The organism is Streptomyces sp. NPDC050264 (assembly GCF_040655895.1).
Taxonomy (GTDB): Bacteria; Actinomycetota; Actinomycetes; order Streptomycetales; family Streptomycetaceae; genus Streptomyces.
Genome location: NZ_JBFAKV010000003.1, coordinates 295,090 through 319,759 on the forward strand (window position 1 = coordinate 295,090; position 24,670 = coordinate 319,759).

Annotated in this window: 18 protein-coding genes; 9 read left to right on the forward strand and 9 right to left on the reverse strand. The window is 71.7% G+C overall.

The features are described 5' to 3' along the window. The first annotated feature begins 131 nt into the window (after positions 1-131). The 5 genes from AB0J02_RS06505 (at position 132) to AB0J02_RS06525 (ending at position 7,781) form a co-directional block, all read left to right on the forward strand. Positions 132-1,970, forward strand: a complete 1,839-nt coding sequence (locus AB0J02_RS06505) for an acyl-CoA dehydrogenase (RefSeq protein WP_363192442.1) — start codon at positions 132-134, stop codon at positions 1,968-1,970. Positions 1,971-2,424: 454 nt separating this feature from the next. Further along, the gene (locus AB0J02_RS06510; protein WP_363192443.1) at positions 2,425-3,726 is read left to right on the forward strand and encodes a M18 family aminopeptidase; all 1,302 of its coding nucleotides are present in this window, start codon (positions 2,425-2,427) and stop codon (positions 3,724-3,726) included. 100 nt (positions 3,727-3,826) lie between these two features. Then, positions 3,827-4,051, forward strand: a complete 225-nt coding sequence (locus tag AB0J02_RS06515) for a DUF6458 family protein (protein WP_363192444.1) — start codon at positions 3,827-3,829, stop codon at positions 4,049-4,051. Positions 4,052-4,177: 126 nt separating this feature from the next. Beyond that, the gene (locus tag AB0J02_RS06520) at positions 4,178-6,976 is read left to right on the forward strand and encodes a BTAD domain-containing putative transcriptional regulator (RefSeq protein ID WP_363192445.1); all 2,799 of its coding nucleotides are present in this window, start codon (positions 4,178-4,180) and stop codon (positions 6,974-6,976) included. 115 nt (positions 6,977-7,091) lie between these two features. Beyond that, positions 7,092-7,781: a DUF4232 domain-containing protein gene (locus AB0J02_RS06525; protein WP_363192446.1), complete on the forward strand. Its 690-nt coding sequence runs from the start codon at positions 7,092-7,094 to the stop codon at positions 7,779-7,781. A 29-nt stretch (positions 7,782-7,810) separates the two neighbouring features. Here AB0J02_RS06525 and AB0J02_RS06530 read toward each other — a convergent pair whose 3' ends face one another. Next, positions 7,811-9,637 carry an NHL domain-containing thioredoxin family protein gene (locus tag AB0J02_RS06530; protein WP_363192447.1) on the reverse strand — a complete coding sequence of 609 codons (1,827 nt, stop codon included), beginning with the start codon at positions 9,635-9,637 and terminating at the stop codon, positions 7,811-7,813. 3 nt (positions 9,638-9,640) lie between these two features. Continuing rightward, positions 9,641-10,048 carry a cupin domain-containing protein gene (locus tag AB0J02_RS06535; protein ID WP_363192448.1) on the reverse strand — a complete coding sequence of 136 codons (408 nt, stop codon included), beginning with the start codon at positions 10,046-10,048 and terminating at the stop codon, positions 9,641-9,643. A 52-nt stretch (positions 10,049-10,100) separates the two neighbouring features. Here AB0J02_RS06535 and AB0J02_RS06540 point away from each other — a divergent pair, with 52 nt between their 5' ends. Beyond that, the gene (locus AB0J02_RS06540; protein WP_363192449.1) at positions 10,101-11,189 is read left to right on the forward strand and encodes a helix-turn-helix domain-containing protein; all 1,089 of its coding nucleotides are present in this window, start codon (positions 10,101-10,103) and stop codon (positions 11,187-11,189) included. On the opposite strand, the gene AB0J02_RS06545 is transcribed toward AB0J02_RS06540, so the two are convergent. Both AB0J02_RS06545 and AB0J02_RS06550 read right to left on the reverse strand, forming a co-directional pair. Further along, on the reverse strand, positions 11,186-12,694 hold the full coding sequence (locus AB0J02_RS06545; RefSeq protein ID WP_363192450.1) for an FG-GAP-like repeat-containing protein: 1,509 nt from the start codon (positions 12,692-12,694) through the stop codon (positions 11,186-11,188). The genes AB0J02_RS06540 and AB0J02_RS06545 overlap by 4 nt on opposite strands. Before the next feature lie 84 nt (positions 12,695-12,778). After that, positions 12,779-13,729: an SGNH/GDSL hydrolase family protein gene (locus AB0J02_RS06550; RefSeq protein WP_363192451.1), complete on the reverse strand. Its 951-nt coding sequence runs from the start codon at positions 13,727-13,729 to the stop codon at positions 12,779-12,781. 144 nt (positions 13,730-13,873) lie between these two features. Here AB0J02_RS06550 and AB0J02_RS06555 point away from each other — a divergent pair, with 144 nt between their 5' ends. Then, positions 13,874-14,371, forward strand: a complete 498-nt coding sequence (locus AB0J02_RS06555) for an LURP-one-related family protein (RefSeq protein WP_363192452.1) — start codon at positions 13,874-13,876, stop codon at positions 14,369-14,371. Between the two features lie 37 nt (positions 14,372-14,408). Here the strand turns inward: AB0J02_RS06555 and AB0J02_RS06560 are convergent, their stop codons facing one another. Then, positions 14,409-15,215, reverse strand: a complete 807-nt coding sequence (locus AB0J02_RS06560) for a carbon-nitrogen family hydrolase (protein ID WP_363192453.1) — start codon at positions 15,213-15,215, stop codon at positions 14,409-14,411. A 169-nt stretch (positions 15,216-15,384) separates the two neighbouring features. Here AB0J02_RS06560 and AB0J02_RS06565 point away from each other — a divergent pair, with 169 nt between their 5' ends. Continuing rightward, the gene (locus AB0J02_RS06565; RefSeq protein WP_363192454.1) at positions 15,385-16,209 is read left to right on the forward strand and encodes a maleylpyruvate isomerase family mycothiol-dependent enzyme; all 825 of its coding nucleotides are present in this window, start codon (positions 15,385-15,387) and stop codon (positions 16,207-16,209) included. Positions 16,210-16,322: 113 nt separating this feature from the next. Here the strand turns inward: AB0J02_RS06565 and AB0J02_RS06570 are convergent, their stop codons facing one another. After that, positions 16,323-17,663 carry an MFS transporter gene (locus AB0J02_RS06570; RefSeq protein WP_363192455.1) on the reverse strand — a complete coding sequence of 447 codons (1,341 nt, stop codon included), beginning with the start codon at positions 17,661-17,663 and terminating at the stop codon, positions 16,323-16,325. Next, complete coding sequence (locus AB0J02_RS06575) at positions 17,660-18,331, reverse strand: GntR family transcriptional regulator (RefSeq protein WP_363192456.1); 672 nt, start codon at positions 18,329-18,331, stop codon at positions 17,660-17,662. Before AB0J02_RS06575 ends, AB0J02_RS06570 begins: the two co-directional genes overlap by 4 nt. Before the next feature lie 232 nt (positions 18,332-18,563). On the opposite strand from AB0J02_RS06575, the gene AB0J02_RS06580 reads away from it, so the two are divergent. After that, positions 18,564-19,421, forward strand: a complete 858-nt coding sequence (locus tag AB0J02_RS06580) for a D-alanyl-D-alanine carboxypeptidase (RefSeq protein WP_363192622.1) — start codon at positions 18,564-18,566, stop codon at positions 19,419-19,421. On the opposite strand, the gene AB0J02_RS06585 is transcribed toward AB0J02_RS06580, so the two are convergent. Next, entirely contained in the window at positions 19,411-19,716 is a 306-nt protein-coding gene (locus AB0J02_RS06585; protein WP_363192457.1) for a hypothetical protein, read from the reverse strand. The two genes, AB0J02_RS06580 and AB0J02_RS06585, sit on opposite strands and share 11 nt — an antisense overlap. Positions 19,717-19,739: 23 nt before the next feature. Next, on the reverse strand, positions 19,740-24,506 hold the full coding sequence (locus AB0J02_RS06590) for a DUF6531 domain-containing protein (RefSeq protein ID WP_363192458.1): 4,767 nt from the start codon (positions 24,504-24,506) through the stop codon (positions 19,740-19,742). Between the last annotated feature and the right edge of the window lie 164 nt (positions 24,507-24,670).

Consider the following 24,670-nt stretch of genomic DNA (forward strand, 5'->3'; position numbering starts at 1 on the left):
TTGCATTTTGTTACCGACGGGTAGCATCCTATTGGTTACTAGTTGGTACGCGTACGAGGACGATCCCGGAGCCCGACAAGACAGGGCCCCCGCAGCGGGTCTTTCTCCCAAGCCTTTACGGAGCCGTCGCCATGGGGCACTACAAGTCGAATCTCCGCGACATCGAGTTCAACCTCTTCGAGGTGCTCGACCGCGACAAGCTGTACGGCACCGGCCCGTTCGGGGACATGGACGTCGAGACCGCCAAGAGCATCCTCGAAGAGGTCGCCCGCCTCTCCGAGAACGATCTGGCCGAGTCGTTCGCGGACGCCGACCGCAACCCGCCGGTCTTCGACCCGGAGACCAACACGGCGCCGGTCCCGGCCAGCTTCAAGAAGTCCTACAAGGCCTTCATGGACGCCGAGTACTGGCGCCTGGGCCTGCCCGAGGAGATCGGCGGCACCACCGCGCCGCGCTCCCTGATCTGGGCCCACGCCGAGCTGATCCTGGGCGCCAACCCGGCGGTCTGGATGTACTCCTCGGGCCCCGCGTTCGCCGGCATCCTCTTCGAGGAGGGCAACGAGCAGCAGAAGAAGGCCGCCGCTGTCGCCGTCGAGAAGCAGTGGGGCTCGACGATGGTGCTGACCGAGCCGGACGCCGGTTCGGACGTGGGCGCCGGCCGCACCAAGGCCGTCCAGCAGGACGACGGCTCGTGGCACATCGAGGGCGTGAAGCGGTTCATCACGTCCGGTGAGCACGACATGTCGGAGAACATCCTCCACTACGTGCTGGCCCGTCCCGAGGGCCACGGCCCCGGCACCAAGGGGCTCTCCCTCTTCCTCGTGCCCAAGTTCGAGTTCGACTGGGAGACCGGCGAGCTGGGCGAGCGCAACGGCGTGTACGCGACCAACGTCGAGCACAAGATGGGCCTCAAGGCGTCCAACACGTGCGAGATGACCTTCGGCGACAAGCACCCCGCCAAGGGCTGGCTGATCGGCGACAAGCACGAGGGCATCCGCCAGATGTTCCGCATCATCGAGTTCGCCCGCATGATGGTCGGCACGAAGGCGATCTCGACCCTGTCGACGGGGTACCTGAACGCCCTCGAGTACGCCAAGGAGCGCGTCCAGGGCCCCGACCTGGCCAAGTTCATGGACAAGACGGCGCCCAAGGTCACCGTCACGCACCACCCGGACGTACGCCGCTCGCTGCTCACGCAGAAGGCGTACGCGGAGGGCATGCGCACCCTGGTGCTCTACACCGCCTCCGTGCAGGACGCCATCCAGGTCAAGGAGGCCGCCGGCGAGGACGCCTCGACCGAGCACGCGCTGAACGACCTGCTGCTGCCCATCGTCAAGGGCTACGGCTCGGAGAAGGGCTACGAGCAGCTCGCGCAGTCGCTGCAGACGTTCGGCGGCTCCGGGTTCCTCCAGGAGTACCCGATCGAGCAGTACATCCGTGACTCCAAGATCGACACGCTGTACGAGGGCACCACGGCCATCCAGGGCCAGGACTTCTTCTTCCGGAAGATCGTCCGCAACCAGGGCGCCGCGCTGAACGGCCTCGCCGAGGAGATCAAGAAGTTCCTCGCGGTCGAGACCGGCGGCGACGAGCTGAGCGCGGCCCGCGACTCCCTCGCCAAGGCGGCCGTCGAGCTGGAGGCCATCGTCGGCGTCATGCTCACCGACCTGGCCGCCACGGAGCAGGACGTCAAGTCCATCTACAAGGTCGGCCTCAACACCACGCGCCTGCTGATGGCCTCCGGTGACGTCGTCGTCGGCTACCTGCTGCTCAAGGGTGCGGCCGTCGCGGCGGAGCGGCTCGCCGCGGGTGCCACCGGCAAGGACGTGGCGTTCTACCAGGGCAAGGTCGCGGCGGCCAAGTTCTTCGCCGCGAATGTGCTGCCCGGGGTTGTCGGGGCGCGGAAGCTTGCGCAGGCCACGAGTGAGTCCGGGCTGGATGTCATGGAGCTGGACGAAGCGGCGTTCTAGGCTCCGCCGAGCCGGATCGTGCCTCGGGCCCGTCGCTCCCCCCGGGGGGAGCGACGGGCCTTCTCGCGCGCCCATCTACCCCGACACGCTCACCGGGCGCCCGCGGCTCTCGTCGCGGCCGAGCGCGCGGTTCCCCGCGCCCAGTGAGGACCGAACGCGCAATTCCCCGCACCCCTGAGATGCGCACTTCGTGCGCCATCTCCAGGGGCGCGTACAGCGCGCTCTCATGGGGCTGCGGCGCAGCCGCATGTCCCAGGGGCGCGGGGAACTGCGCGACCAGCCACGACGAAAGCCGCACCCACTAGACGAGCGGAACCCGGCAGACGCTCAGGGGCGCGGGGAACTGCGCGCTCGGCCCCCACCGGGCCCGCGGGCGAGAGACATACGCACCCGGCAGACGAACGGCGCCGGGCCACCAAAGGCCGGCCAGAAGGACCCGCACTATTCTGGCCGCATGCGCACACCCTCCGGCCCCTTCGATCGTGGGCACACCGACGACCTGATGACCTACCTGGCGGCCAGCCCCACGCCGTACCACGCCGTGGCGAACGTGGCCGCGCGCCTGGAGGAGGCCGGGTTCAAGCAGGTCACGGAGACCGACGCCTGGGACGGCACCAGCGGAGGGAAGTTCGTGACGCGCGGCGGCGCCGTGGTCGCCTGGTACGTGCCGAACGGAGCGCAGCCGCACACCCCGTTCCGTATCGTCGGCGCGCACACCGACTCCCCGAACCTGCGCGTGAAGCCGCAGCCCGACCTGCACAGCAACGGCTGGCGGCAGGTCGCCGTGGAGGTCTACGGCGGCCCGCTCCTCAACTCCTGGCTCGACCGGGACCTGGGCCTCGCCGGACGGATCTCGCTGCGCGACGGCAGCGAGCGGCTCGTCGACATCGACCGGCCCCTGCTGCGCGTACCGCAGCTCGCCATCCACCTGGACCGCTCCGTCACCGCGGACGGCCTCAAGCTGGACAAGCAGCGGCACATGCAGCCGGTCTGGGGCCTCGGCGACGACGTGCGCGAGGGCGACCTGCTGGGCTTCGTCGAGGACGAGTACGGCCTGGAGCGCCGTGAGATCACCGGCTGGGACCTGATGACGTACCCCATCGAGGCGCCCGCCTACCTGGGCCGCGACCGGGAGCTCGTGGCCGGTCCGCGGATGGACAACCTGCTGTCCGTGCACGCCTGTACCGCCGCGCTCGCCGAGGTGAGCAGAGGTGACGGGGCGCTTCCGTACATCCCGGTGCTCGCCGCCTTCGACCACGAGGAGAACGGGTCGCAGTCCGACACCGGCGCGGACGGGCCGCTGCTCGGCAGCGTCCTGGAGCGTTCGGTGTTCGCGCGCGGCGGCTCCTACGAGGACCGGGCGCGGGCCTTCGCCGGGACCGTGTGCCTGTCGTCGGACACCGGGCACGCCGTGCACCCGAACTACGCCGAGCGCCACGACCCCACGCACCACCCGCGCGCGAACGGCGGCCCGATCCTCAAGGTCAACGTCAACAACCGCTACGCGACGGACGGCAGCGGCCGGGCCGTCTTCGCCGCGGCGTGCGAGAAGGCGGGCGTCCCGTTCCAGACGTTCGTCTCCAACAACGCGATGCCGTGCGGCACCACCATCGGCCCGATCACCGCGGCCCGGCACGGCATCAAGACCGTCGACATCGGCGCGGCGATCCTCTCCATGCACAGCGCACGCGAACTGTGCGGCGCCGACGACCCGTTCCTCCTGGCGAACGCGCTGACCGCGTTCCTGGAGGGCTGAGTTCGGCTGTCCTCCCCCCGGCTGTGTGACGTCGAGGCCTCCGGGTACCCGGAGCTCTCAAGTACCCGTGGATCACACAACTGTTGGGAAGGAAGACCTCATGAGCTTGGGAGGTTGCATCATCCTGGTCGCCGTCGGGGCGATTCTCAGCTTCGCGACCGACTGGCACATGAAGGGGGTCAACCTCGACCTCGTCGGCTGGATCCTGATGATCGTCGGCCTGATCGGCGTCTTCGTCTTCCGCAGCGTCGGACGGCGCAGGGGCGTGGTCGTGCCGCCGGCCCAGACGACCGTGGTCGAGGACGAGCGGCACCGGCGCATATAGGCGCGAAACCGCCGGATACGGGCACGGAACCGGTGTGAACAAGCCGGACCGCGCCGACCGGCCCCCCGGCCCGCACTCCTCGGTGTCCCCTCCACGTACCCTTGATCGCATCAGCTTTCGGGGTATGTGGGGGGCACTTTCGTGGAGTTCCGGCTGCTCGGCACGGTCGCCGTGGACACGGGGAGCGGTGAGCTGCCGCTCGGTCCCGCCAAGCGGCGCGGCCTGCTCGCGGCGCTGCTGCTGCGGCCCAACACCGCCATGCCGCTGGACCAGTTGATCGACGCGCTGTGGCCGGAGGGTCCGCCCGCCCGGGCCAGGACCGTGGCGCAGGGCCATGTGTCGCGGCTGCGCGCGCTGCTCGCGCAGGGCGGCGCCGACATGTGGGGCGTCCAGCTCGTGACCCACGGCGACGCGTACGTCCTGGAGATGCCCGAGTCGCTCCTCGACGCGTACCGCTTCGAGGAACTCGTGCGGCATGCCCGCGTGCAGCGCACCCCCGACGACGCCGCGGCCCTGCTGCGCGAGGCGCTCGCCCTGTGGCAGGGGCCCGCGCTCGTCGGCATCGCCACCGACGGCCCGCTGCGGGTCGCGGCCGACGGCCTGGAGGAGTCGAGGCTCTCGGCCGTCGAGCAACTGGCGAACACCTACGGGGAGTTCGGCGAGCACGCCCGCGCCGCGTCGCTGCTGCACGCGGAGGTCGTCGCCCACCCGATGCGGGAGACGCTGGCCGCGGCGCTGATGCGGGCGCTGTACCGCTCCGGCCGCCAGTCCGACGCCATCGAGCAGTACCACCGCACCCGGGCGCTGCTCGCCGAAGAACTCGGCGTCGACCCCGGCTCCGCGCTGCGCGACGCGTACGCGGAGATCCTGGCGGGCGACGAGGCCCAGCCGGCCGCCGCCCCGACCTCCGCACCGGCCCCCGCTGCCGCACCGGAACCGGCGGCCGCCGTCGTCGAACCGACGGCCACCGCCGCACCGGCGCCCGTGGCCGACGCCGCGGCCGGGCCCGATCTGCTGCCGCGGCCGCCGCGCGGCTTCGTCGGCCGGGACTCGGAGCTGGCCGCGATCGGCGCCGCCGCCCACCGCGAGCAGGCCGTCGTCGTCATCACCGGACCCGCCGGGGCCGGCAAGAGCGCGGCCGCCGTGCACTGGGCGCACACCGCACGCGAGCACTACGACGGTGTCCTCTTCGTCGATCTGCACGGCTTCAGCGACGAGGCGACGGGGGACGCCGACCCGGAGACCACCGACGTGCTCCGCGAGTTCCTGATCGCACTCGGTGTTCCCGGACGCGAACTCCCGGAGACGCCCGGCGCGCTGGCCGCCGCCTACCGCAAGCGCACCGAGCGCCTGCGCCCGCTCGTCGTCCTCGACAACGCCCGCTCCGCGGCCCAGGTACGCCCCCTGCTCCCGGCAGGCCCCGGCAGCGTCGCCCTCGTCACCTCCCGGCTGCGGCTCGACGGCCTCGCGGTCAGCGAACTCGCCCGCACCATCGACCTCGGCGTCCTCGACGGCGCCGCCGCCGCCGCGCTGCTCGCCGCCGCCACCGGGGCCGAGGACCGCCTCGCCGCCGAACCGGCCGCCGCGGCCCGGCTCGCCGAACTCTGCGCGGGCCTCCCCCTCGCCCTGCGCGTCGTGGCGGCCCGGATCAACGCCCGGCCGAACCTGCCGCTGACCTCACTCGCCGACGAACTGGCCGACGAACAGCGCCGGCTGGCCCTCCTCGACCTCGACGACACCGGGGTCGCCGCCGCGCTCCGGCTCACCCTCCTCGCCCTGCCCGCCGACGCCCGGCTGCTCTTCCGCCGGCTCGGCGACCTGCCCGGCCCCGACCTCGACCGTTACGCGGCCGCCGCCCTCACCGCGACGTCACCCGCCGACGCCGCCGCGGCCCTGGACCGGCTCGCCGCCGCGCACCTGGTGACGGAGCGGGCGCCCGGCCGGTACGGGATGCACGACCTGGTACGCCTCTACGCGCGCGGCCTCGCCCGCGACGACACGGGGACGGACCCCGCCGACACCGCCCGCGAACCGCTGGTCCGCCTCCTCGACCACTACGTCCGCACCGCGCTGCACGCGGCCGCCGTCGCCGAACCCGACGACCTGCCCTGCTGCACGCCGCCCGCGGACGCGCGGCCCGACCTGGGCGGACCGCCGCTGCCCGACCGGACGAGCGCGCTCGGCTGGCTCGCCGCACAGCGCGAGAACCTCACCGCCGCCGCCGCTGCCGCACACGCCGCGGGCCTCGACGACCGGGCCTGGCGGCTCGTCGTACTGCAGTGGCCGTCCATCGTCGAATACGTACGCGACGACTGGATGCCGCTGCTCGAACAGGGCCTGGCCGCGGCCGTACGGCTCGGCGAACCGGACGCCGAGGCGCGGCTGCGCGCCCTGTGCGGCTGGGTCCTCACCGAGGAAGGGCGCCTCGCACAGGCCCTGGAACACCTGGAGCAGGCACCGGCACTCGCCGCCCGCGCGGGCGACCCGTCCGGCGAGGCCACCGCGCTGGTCAACCTCGCCGTCGCCCTGGACCGCGACGGGGCCACCGGCCCCGAGCCCCTCGCCCACATGACGCGCGCCGCCGAACTGGCCCGCACCGCCGGCGACGTACTGACCGAACTGCTCGCCCTGGAACACCGGGCCCGCCACCTGCTCGCCCGCGACGACCACCGCGCCGTACTCGCCTGCACGGAGCGCGGACTCGCCCTGCGCGGCGCCGGTCCGGAAGGCCTCGTCCCGCTGCGCCAGACCCTGCTGCGCGTCTCGCGCGGCGCAGCGCTGCTCGCCCTGGACCGGACCGAGGAGGCCCGCGCCTGTCTGCGCCGGGCCCACGAGGACGCGCTGCGGCACGGCTTCGAGGAAGGCATACGGAGGGCGAAGGCGCAGCTCAAGCGGGCGGACAGCCCGACGGCGACGGGGCGCTAGCGCGCGGCGACGAGGCGCTAGCGCGTCGGTAACCGGACGGCGATCACCGCGGGCACGGTAGGACACACAGCAGCCCACCGGACCAGGCGGGCGCACCGGAACCGTGGAGCACGCCATGAAGCGCACCATCGCCCGTACGACCGTCCTCGCCGCCGCCGTCATGGTGGCCGGCCTCTCGATGACCGCCTGCTCCGGCAGCGGCACCAGCAACGAGGGCGCCGCGTCGAAGGCGAACCTGAGCAGCAGCGGCGGCGGCACCACGTCCGACGGCGCGAAGGCGGGCGCCGGTGCGCAGGCCGGCACCGCGTCCAAGACGGACGCCACGAAGAACGACACCGCGGCCCAGAGCACCACCGGCACCTCGGCCCCGAAGTCGGCCCCCGAGTGCAAGGTGACGTCGCTCGGCTACACGCTCCAGCGCGAGAACCCGGAGCAGCAGGGCGACCACCTGCTGATCATCGCGACCAACGACTCCGGCACCGCCTGCACCCTGCAGCAGCACCCGGTCGTCACCCCGGAGGGGGCCAACGGCGACGTCCCCCTGGCCAAGGACGACGAGCAGCCCGCGCAGCCGGTGCTCGTGCAGCCCGGCGGCACGGTCTACTCCGCGCTCCCCGTCTACCAGACGGTCAAGGCCGAGGACAGCTACTTCAAGTCGCTGCGGCTGTCCCTGGTGATGAACGACTCCGACGCCTCCGGCGAGTCCGTCACCCTGGAGACGCCCGGCGAGGTCGAGTACGCGGGCAAGTCGGCCGACGGCATCGAGGTGCTCTCCTGGAACCTCCAGAAGCCGTACGACTACTGATGGCGCGTCAGGCCGGCGTCCACGATGTCTCAGGCCTGCTGTTCGTCCATCCCGGCGAGCACCAGCGGCAGCCGGACCGCCCCGCCCTCGGCGACACGGACCGGCACACCCCAGTCCTGCTGGTGCACATGGCACGCCGGGTACTCGTTGGCCGGGTCGTCGTCGCAGGACGCGGCCATCGCCGACACATGCAGGACACCCTCGGTGACCCGGGGGTCCAGGACCAGCTCGCGGGCCAGGTCGGTGCCCGCGCCGTCACCGGACGCGAGCAGCTCGGGCGGCGTCGCGGAGACCAGGAGCCGGGTCGAGGGCCCGTACCGGATGTCGAGCTTCTGTCCGGCCGGCGCCTGGAAGATGACGTCCAACTCCAGCCTGCCGCCCGCCACTTCGGTCGCCGCACGCTGCGTGCGATGGGCGACCGACTCGACGCGCACGGCCTCCTCGGGCAGCCGCAGCCGGGTCAGCCGGTGCCGCGCGGACTCCACGACGACGATCTCCCCGGACTCCCCGGCCAGTACGGCATCGCTGGGCTCGCGCAAGTCCGTTGCCAGCGTGGTGACCTGGCCGGTCGCCGGGTCGAAGCGGCGCAGGGCGTGGTTGTAGGTGTCGGAGACCGCGACCGAACCGTCCGGCAGCGCGGTCACCCCCAACGGGTGCTGGAACAGCGCCTGTTCGGCAGCACCGTCCCGGTGCCCGAAGTCGAAGAGCCCGGTCCCGACAGCCGTGTGCACATTCCCGTCGGTGTCGACGTACCGCAGCGAACTGGTCTCCGAGTCGGCGACCCACAGCCGCTCCTCGGTGGCGGCGAGCCCCGAGGGCTGCGCGAACCAGGCATCCGCGCCGGGCCCGTCGACCAGCCCCTCGTTCGTGGTCCCCGCCGCGACCTCGACCGTCCTCGCCTGCGGGTCGTACGTCCACAGCTGGTGCACGCCGGCCATGGCGATCCACACCTTGCCGCCGAAGACGGCCACGTCCCACGGCGATGACAGGTCGACCTCCAGGGCCGGGCCGCTGGTCGGCGTCCCCTGCCACCACTGCCTGCCGGTACCGGCGAGCGTGCTGACCGCCCCGCTCGCCAGGTCCACGGCGCGCAGCGCGTGGTTCACGGTGTCGGCGACGACCACGGTGTTCTCGTCGAGCAGCGCGAGACCCTGCGGCTCGCTGAACGCCTCGGGCCCGAAACCGCGCTCCCCGCTCCCGATCCGCCGCACGACGCTCTCCCCGTCGGCCGCCAGCTCCACGAGCTGATGCCTGGTGGTGTCGCTGACCAGGAAGTTCCCGGACGGCAGCAGCAGCGCCTTGCCGGGGAAACGCAGATCGGTGGCGACCGGCTCGGGCGCGACGTACGGGCCCTCGCCGCGGTGCAGCGTGCCCTTCGCCCCGTGCTCGGCCTCCAGCTCCTCCACCAGCTTCGCGATGGCGTGCGCGTGCCCCTCACCGGCGTGCTGCGCGACGACGTACCCCTCGGGGTCGATCACGACGAGCGTCGGCCAGGCCCGCACCGCGTACTGCTTCCAGGTCGCGAGCTCGGGGTCGTCGAGCACCGGGTGCGCCACCCCGTACCGCTCGACGGCGTCGACGACCGCCCCGTGCTCGGCCTCGTGCACGAACTTCGGCGAGTGCACACCGATGATCACGACGGTGTCCCGGTGCCGCTCCTCCAGCTCACGCAGCTCGTCGAGAACGTGCAGGCAGTTCACACAGCAGAATGTCCAGAAATCGAGAATGACAATGCGCCCGCGCAGGTCGGCGAGGCCGTAGTCCTTGCCCCCCGTATTCAGCCAACCGCCCTTCCCGACCAGTTCGGGAGCACGGACACGGGCACGGCGGGCCGCTGCGGGCACGAAGTCGTTCATATTTCAAGGGTGCCACGCGTGCCCCACGGTCGAGTCCACGTGGTCCGGTACCGGGTCGTGGTCGTCGCCCGTCGTGGGCGTGCCGGTCGGCTCCAGGAGGAGGATCGCCGTGCCGGGGGTCGCGGAGGGCTTGTGCCAGGTGCCGCGGGGGACCGTGAGGACGGAGCCCCGCGGCAGCACGACCGCGCGCTCGCCCGCCAGCTCGCGCAGCCCGATCGTCAGCTCCCCCGCGACGACGAGGAAGAACTCGTCGGTGTCCTCGTGGACGTGCCAGACGTGCTCCCCCTCCACCTTGGCGAGGCGGACGTCGTAGTCGTTGACCGTGGTGACGATGCGCGGGCTCCACAGGTCGTCGAAGGTGGCCAGGACCTCGGGCAGGGACACCGGCAGGGGCACGTTCGTGGGTTCCATGCCCGTCATCCTGGGCCTGTCCGGCGCCGGGTACGAGTGCTAGGAATCGCATATGCCGCAAGGATCCTCGCAGCGCCCAGGCCGCCCGCACCACGTCGTCGTACTCGTCGACGAGGGCGTCAACCCCTTCGAAGTCGGCGTCGCCACCGAACTGTTCGGGCTGCCACGGCCCGAGCTGGGCAGGACCATGCCCCTGTACGAGCTGACGCTGTGCGCCCCGGCGCCGGGCATCCGGATGAACCACGGCTTCTTCACGCTGAGCACGGCCGCCGGGCTCGACGCGGTCGACGCCGCCGACACCCTGATCGTGCCGGGCCGCCCGGACAATGTGGTGCCGCGCACGGAGCCGGTGCTCGCCGCCGTCCGGCGCGCGCACGCACGGGGTGCCCGGATCGCCAGTTTCTGCACCGGCGCGTTCGCGCTCGCCGAGGCGGGGCTGCTCGACGGGCGCCGCGCCACCACGCACTGGCGCTGGGCCGACGAGTTCCGCGCGCTGCACCCGAAGGTGCTGCTCGAACCGGACGTGCTGTTCGTGGACGGCGGCGATGTGCTGACCGCGGCGGGCAGTGCCTCCGCCCTCGACCTGGGCCTGCATCTCGTACGCCGTGACCACGGCGCCGAGGTCGCCAACTCGGTCTCGCGGCGCCTGGTCTTCGCGGCCCATCGCGACGGCGGGCAGCGGCAGTTCATCGAGCGGCCCGTCCCCGACGTGCCGGACGCCTCGCTGGCGCCGGTCCTCGCCTGGGCGCAGGAGCGGCTCGGGGAGCCCCTCGCCGTACCGGACCTGGCCGCCCGCGCCGCCGTCAGCCCGGCCACGCTGCACCGCCGCTTCCGCGCCGAGCTGGGCACGACGCCGCTGGCCTGGCTGCTCGGCGAGAGGGTCGCGCTGGCCTGCCGGCTCATCGAGCGCGGCGAGGACCGGCTCGACGTGGTGGCCGGGCGGAGCGGCCTGGGCAGCGCGGCGAATCTACGGGCGCACCTGAAGCGGGTGACGGGGCTGAGCCCGTCGGCGTACCGCAGGAAGTTCGGGCATCCCGTCGGCTCGCGGCCGCTCGGGGATGTGGGGGTGGAGCGTGGGGATCGCCGCCGGGTGCGTCGTCGGACGGACTCGGCGGCGGAGGGAACCCCCGGTCCGTACTAGCGGAGCGGGTTGCCGAGGAGCGCCTTGGTCGCCGGGGCGGCCAGGTCGGTCGGGTTGAAGGCGATCGAGCCGGTCGCGGTCACGCCGGTCGCGGTGCCCGGGAAGGACCAGACAGCGCCTTCCTGCGCGTTCTCCTCGGTCGAGGAGACGGCGAGGTCGCGGTGGCCGTCACCGTTGACGTCGAGGAGCTGGCAGCCGGCGCCGAACTGGTCGCCCGCCTCGGCGACGCCGGGGACGTCCGCCGAGTTCTGGTTGAAGACCTGGGAACCGGTGCCGGTCACGCCGTCCGCGGTGCCCTGCAGCAGCGCGAACGAGCCCGCGTCCGTCTTGCCGCCGAAGTCCTCGCCGGAGATGCCGAGGGCGACCTCCGCCTTGCCGTCGCCGGTGACGTCGGCGACGGAGACGCAGGAGCCGAGGCGGTCGCCGTCCTCCTGGGCGCCGTAGAAGCCGGGCAGGCTCTGGTCGAAGGTCTGCTTCTTGGCGCCCACGAGGCCGTCCGCCGTGCCGAACGTGATGCTGACCTTCTGGTTCGTCTCGCCGATGTCGGACTCCGCGGGGTCGGAGCCGATGACGAGGTCGGCCTTGCCGTCGCCGTTCACGTCACCGAGGGCCAGCTCGCCCTGGGTGTCGTCCGCCACGCCCCGCGTGAAGCCCGTGGCGCTGCCGTACAGGACGGTGTTGTTCCACATGCCGTCGCCGTTGTAGGAGCGCAGGGCCATGTCGTCGCGGCCGTCGCCGTTGACGTCGCCGACCGCCTTGGAGATCACCGGGCCGGTCGTCGAGGACGGGCCGTCGACACAGCCGTACTCGTCGTCGACGCAGGTCGCGTCATCCGCGCCGTACCCGTACCAGGTGGACTTGTCCATGAAGTCCAGGGTCTTGGTGGGGGCGCCCGCGCGCGAGATCGGGCCCTTCCACAGCGCGGCCTTCTGGGCCTCGGGGTCGTCGCCGTAGCTGCTCAGGCCGCCGAGGAGGGCCAGGTCGGCCTTGCCGTCGCCGTCGAAGTCGCCGATCTGCGGGGACTGGCCGTACGTGGCGATGTTCGTGCCGCCGGTCAGGCCGGAGGCCGAGCCCCACAGGATGACCGCGCCGGTCGTCGCCTTGTCGCTGCCTATGACGAGGTCGCTGTAGCCGTCCCCGTCGAGGTCGCCCTTGGTGACGTAGGTGCCGAACTTCTCCTTGGCGACGGCCGAGCCGGGCACGCCGGTGGTGGAGCGGCTGATCAGCTTCTTGTCGGACGGGCTCAGGCCGTTCGCCGAGCCGTAGGTCACGGCGACGTAGCCCGCCTGGGCCTTGCCGGAGATGGTGCCGCCGGGCGCGCCCGCGACGAGGTCGGCGTATCCGTCGCCGTTGAAGTCGTCGGCCTTGGCCGCCTTGCCCACGGGTGCGGCCGATGCGCCCGGTGCGAGGGACAGGGCGGCGGCACCGCCCGCGATCAGGGTGGCGGCGATCAGCGGGGCGGTGAGCCGGCTACTGCGGACAGAGTGGCGTCGTGCGCTCGACATGAGCAGTTCCTTCGGTCGTAAGGTCACGTCCACCACACAAGACCCACGAATACCGTTGGCGGTTGCACACATCGGCTAACTGATCTATTTCCGCAGGACGTTGAGGACGCTCCGTGCCTGGTGAGTGGCGCCGAGCTTGTTCGGGTGCAGGGGCACGGCGAGCCCCGGCGGGTCGGTGGAGAGCGGGATGAAGCCCTCGACCCACTTGGTTCCCGGCTTCTGGCACACGTCGTGCCCGACGCTGCCGCGGTACGTGTCGACGTACCCGGCACCCGCCTTCTTCGCCGCCGAGCGGAGCATCGCGTCCAGCTCCTTGAGCTTCGCGCCCAGCCACATCAGATCGCCGTCGTGGGCCTGCACGTAGGGGTAGCAGCCGCGGTCGGTGGGCACCCCGGCGAGATAGTCGACGACGAGCACGGTCGCGCCCGGCGCGGCGGCCGCCCGCACATCCCTGACCGCCTGGACGATCTTCGGTTCGGCCTGCGCGATGCGCTGCGACATCAGGTCGGTCCCGTCGGCCTTCACCCAGCCCGACCGGCACTCCCCGCCCAGCGGCGCGGGCAGGCCGGGCAGCAGCTTGATGGACGGCAGCAGGTTGAAGCAGCCGCCGGCCGCGCGCGCGAGCCCGACGTCATTGCCGCCGAACCCGAACGTGACCAGGTCGGTCTTCTTCGAGACCCGGCTGATCTGCGGCTTGTTGACCCCGTCGAGCCGGCCCGACACGTAGGACACGTCCTGCGCGGCCCGGACGTTGCCGGAGGTCGCGGCGCCGCACGTGGCGTCCTTGAACGACGGCACCTTCAGGGCCGCGGCGACCTGGCGCGGATAGTTCCACGCGGACTGCGCGCAGCCGCTGGGCGCCTGGTCGGTGCGGATGCCGGTCGGCGTGACGTCCGCGCTCCAGGAGTCGCCGAGCGCGGCGTACTCCCGATAGCGCGGCCCCGGGTCCGTGGCGGACGCGGCCGCGGACGGTACGAGCAGCAGAGGCAGGGCCGCGAGCGCGGCGGCGAGGAGTCGGCGGGAACGGTGTCGCACGGGGCGTAACCTCCGGGCACAGTGGGTGACGGTTTCTCCGCATCCACTCACCCGGCAGCGCGCAGGCGCACCGACTTCGCGCCGTTTTCACCCGCCCGGCCCCCAGGAGCGTCCGGGCGGCGGCTTCCGGGCACTCATCGACGTATGCGCTACGAAGTACGAGAACGGCTCTTCGCCATCGGCGAGGACTACTGGATCGAGGACGAGAACGGCCGCAAGGCGTTCCTCGTCGACGGCAAGGCGATGCATCTGCGGGACACCTTCGAACTCAAGGGGCCCGACGGACGTGTCCTCATCGACATCCACGAGAAGATGTTCGCCCTGCGCGACACGATGGTCATCGAGCGCGGCGACGAACAGCTCGCCAAGATCAAGCGCAAACGCCTGTCGCTGCTGCGCAACCACTACCGGGTGGAGCTGATCGACGGCACCGAACTCGACGTCAGCGGCCGCATCCTGGACCGCGAGTTCGCCGTCGAGTACGAGGGCGAACTCCTCGCGGAGATCTCCCGCCGCTGGCTGCGCGTGCGCGACACCTACGGCGTGAACGTGGTCCGCGAGGACGCCGACCCGGCCCTGATCATCGCCGTCGCGGTCTGCGTCATCCACCTCGCGGAGAAGGAACGGGGGGACGCCGACTGACAACGCCCAGGTTGCCGGTCCTCGCCCCGCCCTCCGGCTACCGCTGCGGCGGGGCGAGGCCCAGCAACCGGTCCTTGAGCGCCGGGAACTGCTCCCGGGTCGCCCCGACCCGCGCCGGGTCGAACTCCACCCGCAGCACCTCTTCACCGGCCCCCGCCTCGGCGAGCACCTCGCCCCACGGGTCGACCACGATGCTGTGCCCGGCCTGGGGGACACCCGCGTGCGTCCCGGCGCTCCCGCAGGCCAGCACGTACGCCTGGTTCTCCACGGCGCGCGCCTGCGCGAGCAGCGTCCAGTGGGAGCGGCGCCGCTCGGGCCAGCCGGCGGAGACGACGAGGGTCTCGGCGCCCCGGTCGACGAGGCCGCGGTACAGCTCGGGGAAGCGCAGGTCGTAGCAGGTGCTGACGCCGAGCGTCGTCTCCGGCAGCCTTACGGTCACCAGCTCCTCGCCCGCGCTCATCAGCACGGCCTCGCCCTTGTCGAAGCCGAACCGGTGGATCTTGCGGTAGGCGGCGGCGAGTTCACCGTCGGGGGAGAAGACGAGCGAGGTGTTGTAGAGGGGGCCCTCGGGGTCCCTCTCCGGAATCGACCCGGCGTGCAGCCACACGCCCGCGTCGCCCGCCGCCTTGGCCATCGCCTGGAAGGTCGGCCCCTCCAGCGGCTCGGCCTCGTCCGCGAACAGCTCGTACGCGAAGGCGCCGGTCGTCCACAATTCGGGCAGCACGACGAGATCGGCGGATCCGGCTTGATCACGCACCAGCGAACTGACGCGCTCCCGACGCGCGTTGACCGATTCGGCGGCTTTGTCGTCGTTTACCGCGATCTGGATGAGGGAGGCGCGCACACTACCACCGTCCTGGCATTCGAGCCGTCAACACGGGCCTACGATCGTCACACGAAAGCACTGCAGGGGTGCCTCGGGGCAGCGTAACTTAACGTTCCAAGACACCCAGTGCTCGCGCCCGCCGCCTAGTCCACGCCCGTGTAACACACCGCTCGAGGGGTCCCTTTCCGTGAGTCTCCACCCCAGCCTTCAGTCCTACGCCGACGCCTGGACCCACTCCGTGGAAGCGATATCCGAGCTGGTGACGCCACTCGTGGAGGGTGAGTGGAGCCGCGCGACACCCTGCCCCGGCTGGTCGGTGCGCGACATCGTCTCCCACGTCATCGGGCAGGACTGCGAGATGCTCGGCGACCCGCGCCCCATCCACACGCTGCCGCGCGATCTGTACCACGTACAGACCGAGACGCAGCGCTACCACGAGGTGCAGGTCGACGTCCGCCGCCACCACACGGCGCCGGAGATGGTCTCCGAGCTGGAGTACACGGTCATCCGCCGCTCGCGTCAGCTGCGCAACGAGAGCCGGGAGCCCGGGGCCAAGGTGCGCGGTCCGCGGGCCGTCGAGGAGACCCTCGAATTCGCCATGCGCAGGCGGGCGTTCGACATCTGGGCACACGAGCAGGACCTGCGCTGGGCCCTCGGCCGTCCCGGCAACCTCGACTCGCCGGGCGCGTACGTCACGCGCGATCTGCTCCTCGAGGCCCTGCCCAAGATCGTCGCGAAGGACGCGGGTGCCCCGGCGAACTCGGCGGTCGTCTTCGACGTGCACGGCCCCGTCGAGTTCCTGCGCACGGTCCGCGTCGACGCCGACGGCAAGGGCACGATCGACGGCGCCCCCTCGCTCGGCCCGGCGGCGACGCTCGCGATGGACTGGGAGACCTACGTGCGGCTGTCCTGCGGCCGCGTCACCCCGGAAGCGGTCGCGGACCGCATCAAATCAGAGGGCGACACCGACCTGGCCACGGCGATCGTCGCGGCGCTGCGCATCACGCCGTAGGCAGCCCCCGCCTCCGCTCGGCCGCCTCTGAAGTCCGGCACGGGTGGGCAAGGCGGCCCCCAGCGCCGGGCACGCATCCAGGGGGCCGCCACCACCACGCGGTACCCGCCCGCTCAAGCGGGCACGTGCACCGAAGCGACCCGGGAAGCGACGAGCCGCTCCCGCTCGGCGCGAGCCGCCCGCCTGCGCAGCCGCAGGATCTGACTGACCCCGACCGCCTGCAGGACGTACACCGCAGAGAAGGCCACCCGGTAGTTGTCCCCGGTGGCGTCGAGCAGCACGCCCACCGCCAGCAGCGTCGTCATCGAGGCCACGAACCCGCCCATGTTGACGATCCCGGAGCCGGTCCCCTGCCGCTCCGGCGGATTCGCCGGGCGCGCGAAGTCGAACCCGATCATCGACGCGGGCCCGCACGCCCCCAGCACCACGCACATCACCACGAGCAGCCACATGGGCGCCTGCCCCGGCCAGACGATCGGCGCCGCCCACAGCAGCGCCGTCGCCCCGACCGTCCCGAGCGCCAACGGCAGCCGCGCCGTGTGGTGCCGCGCCACGATCTGCCCGTAGACGAGCCCCACCACCATGTTGGCCAGCACCACGAGCGTCAGCAGTTCGCCCGCGGTCCCGCGCGAGAGCCCCTGCGCCTCGACGAGGAACGGCAGCCCCCACAGCAGCAGGAACACCATCGCCGGGAACTGCGTCGTGAAGTGCACCCACAGCCCGAGCCGCGTCCCCGGCTCCCGCCAGGCCGCCGCGATCTGCCCGCGCACATACGCGGCGCCCTTGTGCGTGACCGGCATCGGCGCCGGCTCGAACCCCTCGGGGTGGTCCTTGAGGAAGAGCAGCATCAGCACCAGGACCAGGACACCCGCGAGCGAGCTGCCCGCGAACGCGGCCTCCCAGCCGACGCCGTGCAGCAGGCGCGCGATGACCAGCGTGGAGATCAGGTTGCCCGCCATGCCGGCGAGCCCGGCGAGCTGCGCGACCATCGGCCCGCGCCGCGCGGGGAACCAGCGGGTGCCGAGCCGCAGCACGCTGATGAAGGTCATGGCGTCGCCGCAGCCGAGCAGCGCGCGCGAGGCGAGCGCCATCCCGTACGACGACGAGAACGCGAAGCCCAGCTGTCCGATGGTGAACAGGACCACGCCGAACGTCAGCACCTTCTTCGTGCCGAGCCGGTCGACCAGCAGGCCGACGGGTATCTGCATGCCCGCGTACACGAGCAGCTGGAGGATCGAGAAGGTGGACAGGGCGGACGCGTTGATGTGGAACCGCTCGACGGCGTCGAGCCCCGCCACGCCCAGCGACGTACGGAAGATCACGGCGACGAAGTAGACGGCGACGCCGATGGACCACACGGCGATCGCCCGGCGGCCGCCGGGCGGGTCACCGGGCAGGGACAGGGCGGCGGAGCCCGCTGACCCCGCTGACCCCGAGGAGGAGGCGGTACTCATCGCACGTCACCCCGCGCCAGGCTCTGGAACCAGCCCACGTGCCGCCGCACCACGTCGACCGCCCCCTCGGCGTCCCCGGAGCGCAGCGCGTCGAGGAGTTCGCCGTGCTCGGCGAGGGTCTTGGCGATGCGGTCCGGGTGGGAGTGCATCACGGCGACGCCCATCCTCAGCTGGCGGTCGCGCAGCTGGTCGTAGAGCCGGGAGAGGATCGCGTTGCCCCCGCTGCGGACGATCTCCGCGTGGAAGCAGCGGTCGGTGGCGGCGGCGTCCACGAACTCGCCGGCGGCGGCCTGTGTGCGCTGGGTCTCCAGAAGTTCCTCGAGCCGCTCGATGAGCCACGGCTGCGCGGGTACGGCCTTGCGCACCGCGTGCTCCTCGACGAGCAGCCGGGTCTCCACGACGTCCGCGATCTCCTGCGCCGAGACGGGCAGCACGAGGGCGCCCTTCTTCGGGTAGAGCCGCAGCAGCCCCTCGACCTCCAGCTTGAGCAGCGCCTCGCGCACCGGTGTGCGGGACACCCCGACGGCCTCGGCGAGCTCGCCTTCGGTGAGCAACGTCCCGCCCTCATAACGGCGTTCGAGCACGCCGCGCTTCACATGGTCGTAGACGCGGACGGCGGCGGGCGGGGGCTTTTCGGTGGCACGGTTCGCGGTGACGGTCGAGGACATGCGCACATCATAGATACAACACGTACGCAAGCCTGGCCGCGTCCACCATGCGGGATGCACACCGTCACGTACGCGTCACCCGTTGCCACCTGTTGTCACTCGTGCGAGTTTTTCCCGGCCCTTGTACAACCCCCCATTCGTTTCAGGTGTCTCATCAGTGTGCGCGTCCCGCCCAAGGGGCGGCGCATTAGGGGCACTTGGAGCGTTCAACTTGAAGAATCGCATAACGGGCATCGCTGTTCTCGTCGCGGGAACCGTGCTCACCAGCGGAGCGCTGACCACCTCCGCCCAGGCCGCCACGGCGCCCGCCGTACCCAAGATCGCCGCGGCCGGTGGGTTCGTGATGAACAACGGGACGGGCAAGTCCCTGTTCACCAAGGCCGCGGACACCCGCCGGTCCACGGGCTCCACCACCAAGATCATGACGGCCAAGGTGGTGCTGGCCACGGCGAATTTGAACCTGAATTCCAAGGTCACGGTTCAGAAGGCCTACAGCGACTACATCGTGAAGAACAACGCCTCGTCGGCCCGGCTCATCGTCGGCGACAAGGTCACCGTGCGTCAGCTCCTCTACGGGCTGATGCTGCCGTCGGGCTGCGACGCGGCGTACGCACTCGCGGACAAGTTCGGCTCGGGCTCGACGCGGGCCGCCCGCGTGAAGTCCTTCCTCGGCAAGATGAACAAGGCCGCCACCGACCTGGGTCTGAAGAACACCCACTTCGACTCGTTCGACGGCATCGGCAACGGCAAGAACTACTCGACGCCGCGTGACCTCACCAAGATCGCGTCGTCGGCGATGAAGAACTCCACGTTCCGCACGGTCGTCAAGACGAAGTCGACCAAGCAGAAGGTCACGACGAAGACCGGCGGTTACCGCTACATGTCGTGGTCCAACACCAACACGCTGCTCGGTTCGTACTCGGGCGCCATCGGTGTGAAGACCGGCTCGGGCCCGGAGGCCGGCTACTGCCTGGTCTTCGCGGCGACGAGGAGCGGCAAGACGGTCATCGGCACGGTCCTGAAGTCGACGTCGGTCAACGCCCGCACGTCCGACGCGAAGAAGGTCATGGACTACGGCTTCAAGAAGTAGCCACGGTCCAGTACACGGAGTCGGGAGCGGGCGGCGCCTTGGGAATCCACGAGGCGCGGTCCGCTTCCGTGCTCCAGTCCGGGACGTCCTCGTAGTAGATCGTGAGCGCCCAGAACCGCTCGTCCTCGTGGAGGATGATGTCGTCCTCGTCGGACAGGTCCTGGCCGTGCCACTGCCGGTTGATCCGCGCGACGGCCTCCGCCCGCGAGATCCCCAGCTCCTCGACCATGTACTCGACGACGAACTCCAGGAGCTCATCCGTCTCGGCGCAGGTGGGCATGGTGTACGTACTCATGATCGACTCTCTCGCTCCGGCTCTCACAGCAATGACGCGTCGAGCAACGGCCCCGTATTACCGAAGAAGACGGTCTGGTCACCGGACCAGACGGGCGCCCTGCCCCGCTTGAAGGCCGGCGGGTTCCTGAGCATCGGCCCCTCCACGACATCGTACGCAGGCGCTTCCGTGCCGCTGCCGGAGCGGTACTTGCGCACGAATTCGCTCAGCTCGGGATCCGACTCCGTGAACGACCTGCGGTTCAGCGCGTTGAACTCGTCCTCGGGGACCTGGAAGTGCAGCACCGCCCCGTCGTTGGGGAACCGCTTGTTCGCCCAGTCCTCGGCCTGCTGCCGGCTGCGCGTCGTGTAGAAACCGTTGCCGAAGTCCATGGGACGCGGCTTGAAGGACGGGTCGACGCCGTGGGTCCTGATCGCCTGCTCACCGGCCTTGTTCGTGGCGTGGTACAGGTCCACACAGGGTGCCAGGCCCAGCGGGTCGGCCATGGCCTGCGGGTTGGGGACGTAGGCGAGCGGGTTCGGGGCGGGGTCGAGACCGAGCGGGTCGGGGCTGATGTAGCGGGCGGTCTCGGGGTCGTAGTGACGGAAGCAGTTGTAGTGCAGGCCCGTCTCGGCGTCGGCGTACTGGCCGGGATGGCGCAGGGGCGTGTAGGCGGTGGCGTCGGAGTTGTAGGCGGTGGCGCCCCAGATCGTGCCGCGGGTGTGCCAGGCGAGGTCGCCCTGCGCGTCGACGAGTTCGGTCGGGGCGCCGATGAGGTCGGTGACGATGGCGAAGAAGCGGGCGTCGACCTCGTCCTGGTCCCCGCCCGGGTCCGCGTCCCGCGTCCCGGCCCTGCGTTCGTACTGCGCGAGCGGCCGGTGACCGTCGTACTCCCAGGTGAGGATCGCGCCGCCGGCCGGCTGCTGCTCCTCGGCGAGGCGGGAGCCGTCCCAGCTGAAGCGGGTCTCCTCGACCCGGGTGACCCCGTCGTCGGCGAGGCGGTACTTGGCGGTGCGGCGCCCGATGGCGTCGTAGGCGTAGTGCCAGGTGACACCGGCGGGGGTGGTGCAGGAGGTGAGGCGGTCCTCGGCGTCCCAGCGGTAGCGCCAGACGTCCGCGGCCCGGGACAGGCGCTTCTTGCGGCGCTCGACCAGCCGGCCCGCCGCGTCGTAGCGGTACGAGACGCGTCCCGCGCTGAGGACCCGGGTCCCGTCGAAGGTGCGCGTCCCCGCCGCGTCGGGATCGACGGGGGTGCCGGTCCACTCCGCGCGCGTCTGGTTCCCGGCGACGTCGTACGCGTACGTTTCCCGCCGGACGGAGCTGAACCCGTGGCCGGTGACGGTCAGCGGACGGCCGACGGGGTCCAGTTCGTAGTCGGTGGTGCGGCCCGTGGCCCGGTCGGCGACCGACGAGGGGAACCCGTCGGCCCGGTAGCCGAACTCCCGCTGCCGCGGCGCCCCTTGGGGAGTGGTCAGCGCCTGGCCGGTCAGCCTGCCCACCTCGTCCCACGCGAAGTCGAGCGTGACGAGGTCGCCGAGGGTACGGCGGATCTCCCGGCCCAGCGGATCGTGGCCGAAGGCCAGGCTGTGCGCGCCGTCCACGTGCAGGCCCGCCACATTCCCGAGCTCGTCCCAGCGGGTCTCGGTGTCGGCGCCGGTCGGGGTGGTGCGCCCGATACGCCGGCCGAGGGCGTCGTAGCGGTAGGCCGAGGTGCGGCCGTCGACCGTCTCGGCGGTCAGCCGGCCGACGCTGTCGTAGGCGCGGCTCAGCCGTGAGCCGGGCGAGACGGCCCCGGTCAGCCGGCCCACCGCGTCATAGCTGTACTCGGTGCGCTCCCCGCCCACGTCCTTGACGGCGAGACGCCCTGCCGCGTCGAAGGCGTACCTGATCGTCTCGCCCGCGGCGTTCGTCCGCGAGACGGGCCGGCCCGCCGCGTCGTAGGAGTAACGGGTCGTGCGACCGTCGAAGTCGGTCTCGGCGAGCGTCCGACCGACCTCGTCATACGTGTAACCCCACGTCAGGCCGGTGGAGTCGGCGACCTCGACGAGGCGCTGCTCGGTGTCGTACCGGTAGCGGTGCTCGGCGCCGTCCGGGGCGACGCGCCCGGCCACCAGGTCGAACGGGCCGTGCCGCAGCCGGGTGCGGCCGCCGAGGGCGTCGGTGTACCCGGTGAGATTGCCCTCGCCGTCGTACGTCCAGGACTCGGCGGTGCCGTCGGCCGCGGTGCGCCGCAGCAGGCGCCCCTCGGCGTCCCACTCCAGGGCGGTCGTCGCGCCGAGCGGATCGGTGATCCCGGCCGTGCGGCCGAACGCGTCGCGCCGGTACGTGGTGCGGGTGCCGTGGGTGTCCTCCAGGGCCAGGGGCAGTCCGGCCGCGTCGGCGTCGACGCGCAGGGTGTCCCCGAGCGCGTTGACGACGGTGGCGACCGCGCCGGTGGCGTGGTGGGTGAAGCGGTGGACGGCGCCGTCCGCGGCCGTGTGCGAGGTGCGGTTGCCGCGCTCGTCGAAGGTCTGCCGCTGGACGGCCCCCAGCGGGTCCGTCACCTCGACGGGCTGGTGGAGCTCGTTGTAGGCGACGCGCATCTCCGCGCCGTCGGGGGTGACGGCCCGCACGAGGTCGCCGGCGTCGTCCCACTCCCAGCGATGGGTGTGTCCCAGCGGGTCGGTGCGGGACAGCAGGTGATCGCGCCGGTCCCACCGCTGCACGGTCGTCGCGCCGAGCGGATCGGTGACGGCGATGATCTGCCCGTACCGGTTGGCGCGGTAGACGGTTCGCCGGCCGAGGGAGTCCGTGTACGTGGCGGTGGTCTCGCCGGATTCCTCCGGTTCGCCGTACGCGATACGGGAGTCGAGGATGCCGTCGGTGCCGCGGGTGCCCGTGACGCGGCCCAGCGCGTCGTACTCGTAGGCGAAGGACGTGTCGTTGGCGTCCTGCCAGCCGGTGACGCGGTGCGCGTCGTCGTAGGTGAAGCGGGTCGCGGCGTCGGCCGCGTTGCGCACCTCTGTCAGATCGCCCGCTTCGTCGTGCCCGAAGGCGCGCAGCCGGGCGGGGCCGTCGTCGAGGAGGGCGAACAGGCCGGTGATCCGGCCCCTTTCGGCGTCCGACTCGATGTGCAGGCGCTGCCCGCCGGAGTGGCTCACGCCGACCGGGACGTCGTCCTCGCCGCGGTCGATGCCGATGCTGTTGCCGTTGCGGTCCTCGACGGCCGCCAGCCACCAGGTCCCCCGGCTCTCGCCCTCGACTGATGACGGCTCGAAGTACCTGGTCAGGCCGGTGTGCGGGTCCTGGATCGTCAGGACGTAGGAGGCGCCGCGGCTGACGTAGGTCAGGGGCAGCGGAGTGCCCGCGGCGGGCTGGACACGGTCGCCGGGCAGATCCGGGCGGCGGGCGTATACGAGGACCGAGCCGTCCTCGCGGTACCACCACAGGCCGCCGAACTCCTCGCTCTCCGCCAGGTGTTCGTCCAGGGTCGAGGCCCAGGACGGGCCGAAGAAACGCCCTGCCGTGTAGCCGCTGAGGTGGGTGCGGCGCAGGGTCAGCGGCAGGACGCCGGGCAGGTCCACGTCGGTCTGCGCGAGGAGCATCTGGCCGCTGGCCATGTCGATCGGGTCGCCGCGGGTCTCCCGCTTGTCGAGGCCGTGCGACTGCTTGGCGAGGTCGGCGTCGTTCAGCTTGAGGCCGTCGTTCTCCGGCTTCCTGGGGTCCCGGCCGCCCTTGCCGTCGCCGTTCCCGTCGGCCCTGCCCTTGCCCTTGCCGTCTCCGTTGCCCCGGCCGTTCCCGTTCCCGTTGCCCCGGCCGCCACCGTCCCCGTTCTTGTCCGTGCTGATGGCGCGGACCTTGTCGCGGACGTCGTGGTCCTTGCCCTTGTGCAGCCGCGAGGTGGCCTTCGCCCGCTCCGGCACGGTCTCCGTGACGTGCTTGGCGACCTTGCCGAGCGCCTTCTCCGAGCCCTTGAGCGCGCCGTCCAGCACGCTGTCGAAGGTCTCCGTGAACGGGTCGCGGCCCTTGCTCCTGCCGAAAGCGCCCCGGGCCCGGCCCAGTGAGCCGGACGCGGCCGTGTGCAGATCGCGGCCGTGCCGCGAGACCTTGCCCGCGCCGTCCTCGAACTCGATGTGGTCGATCCTGGTCTGCTTCTGCGGGCCGCCGCCTCCGGAGCCGCCCGAGCCGCCGGACGAGGCCAGCTGCATCCCGCCGTGCCCGCCGGATCCACCGCCGCTGCCGTCGCCGGACGGCATGGAGAACGCGCCGTCGGCCAGGTCCAGGACCATGTCCTCGACCATCGCCTCCAGCTTGGCGTTGATCGGCTGGGTGATCTGCGCGAGGACCTCGTCGACGATCCGGTCCACGGCCTCGTCGACCAGCCGCTTGATGATGACCCGCACCGCGGTCATCTCGCCCGCGACGGCGAGCATGGACAGACCGGCCGTGAGCACGGCGGTCGCGACCGCGGCGGCGATCGTCGCGGCCAGGACACCGAGTTCGATCTCGGCCTTGGTCTTCATCCCGAAGATGATGTCGGCGAGCACGTCGCAGGCGTCCGCCAACAGCCGGGCGAGCTCGGGGAGCTTCTCCAGGTGACCGGTCCGCACCTGGTCCCAGTGTTTCTCGAACGCGTCGACGGCCCAGCCGTCGGAGGAGGACAGGATCCGGGTGACCGCCTTGTGCGCGTCACCGCCGTGGCTCTCGAACTGCTCCGCGAACTCCCGCATGGCCGTGGCCATTTCGCGGTAGTCGTCCTCGTCCACATTCGGGAAGCTGATGCCTACGACTTCGAGGAGCTCGTCCAGCCACCCCGGGATCGTGTACCCCACCGCTCCGACCCCCATCGGCGCAAACGCCGCTCAAGACCCACTGATTTCATGCTGCACCTATCCTGTCGCACACATGCGACCGGCAGTTGCGCATGCAATGGAGCACATGTGAAAGGGCCGCCGCACTTTCGTGTGCGGCGGCCCTCGACCACGGGGTCCTGTTG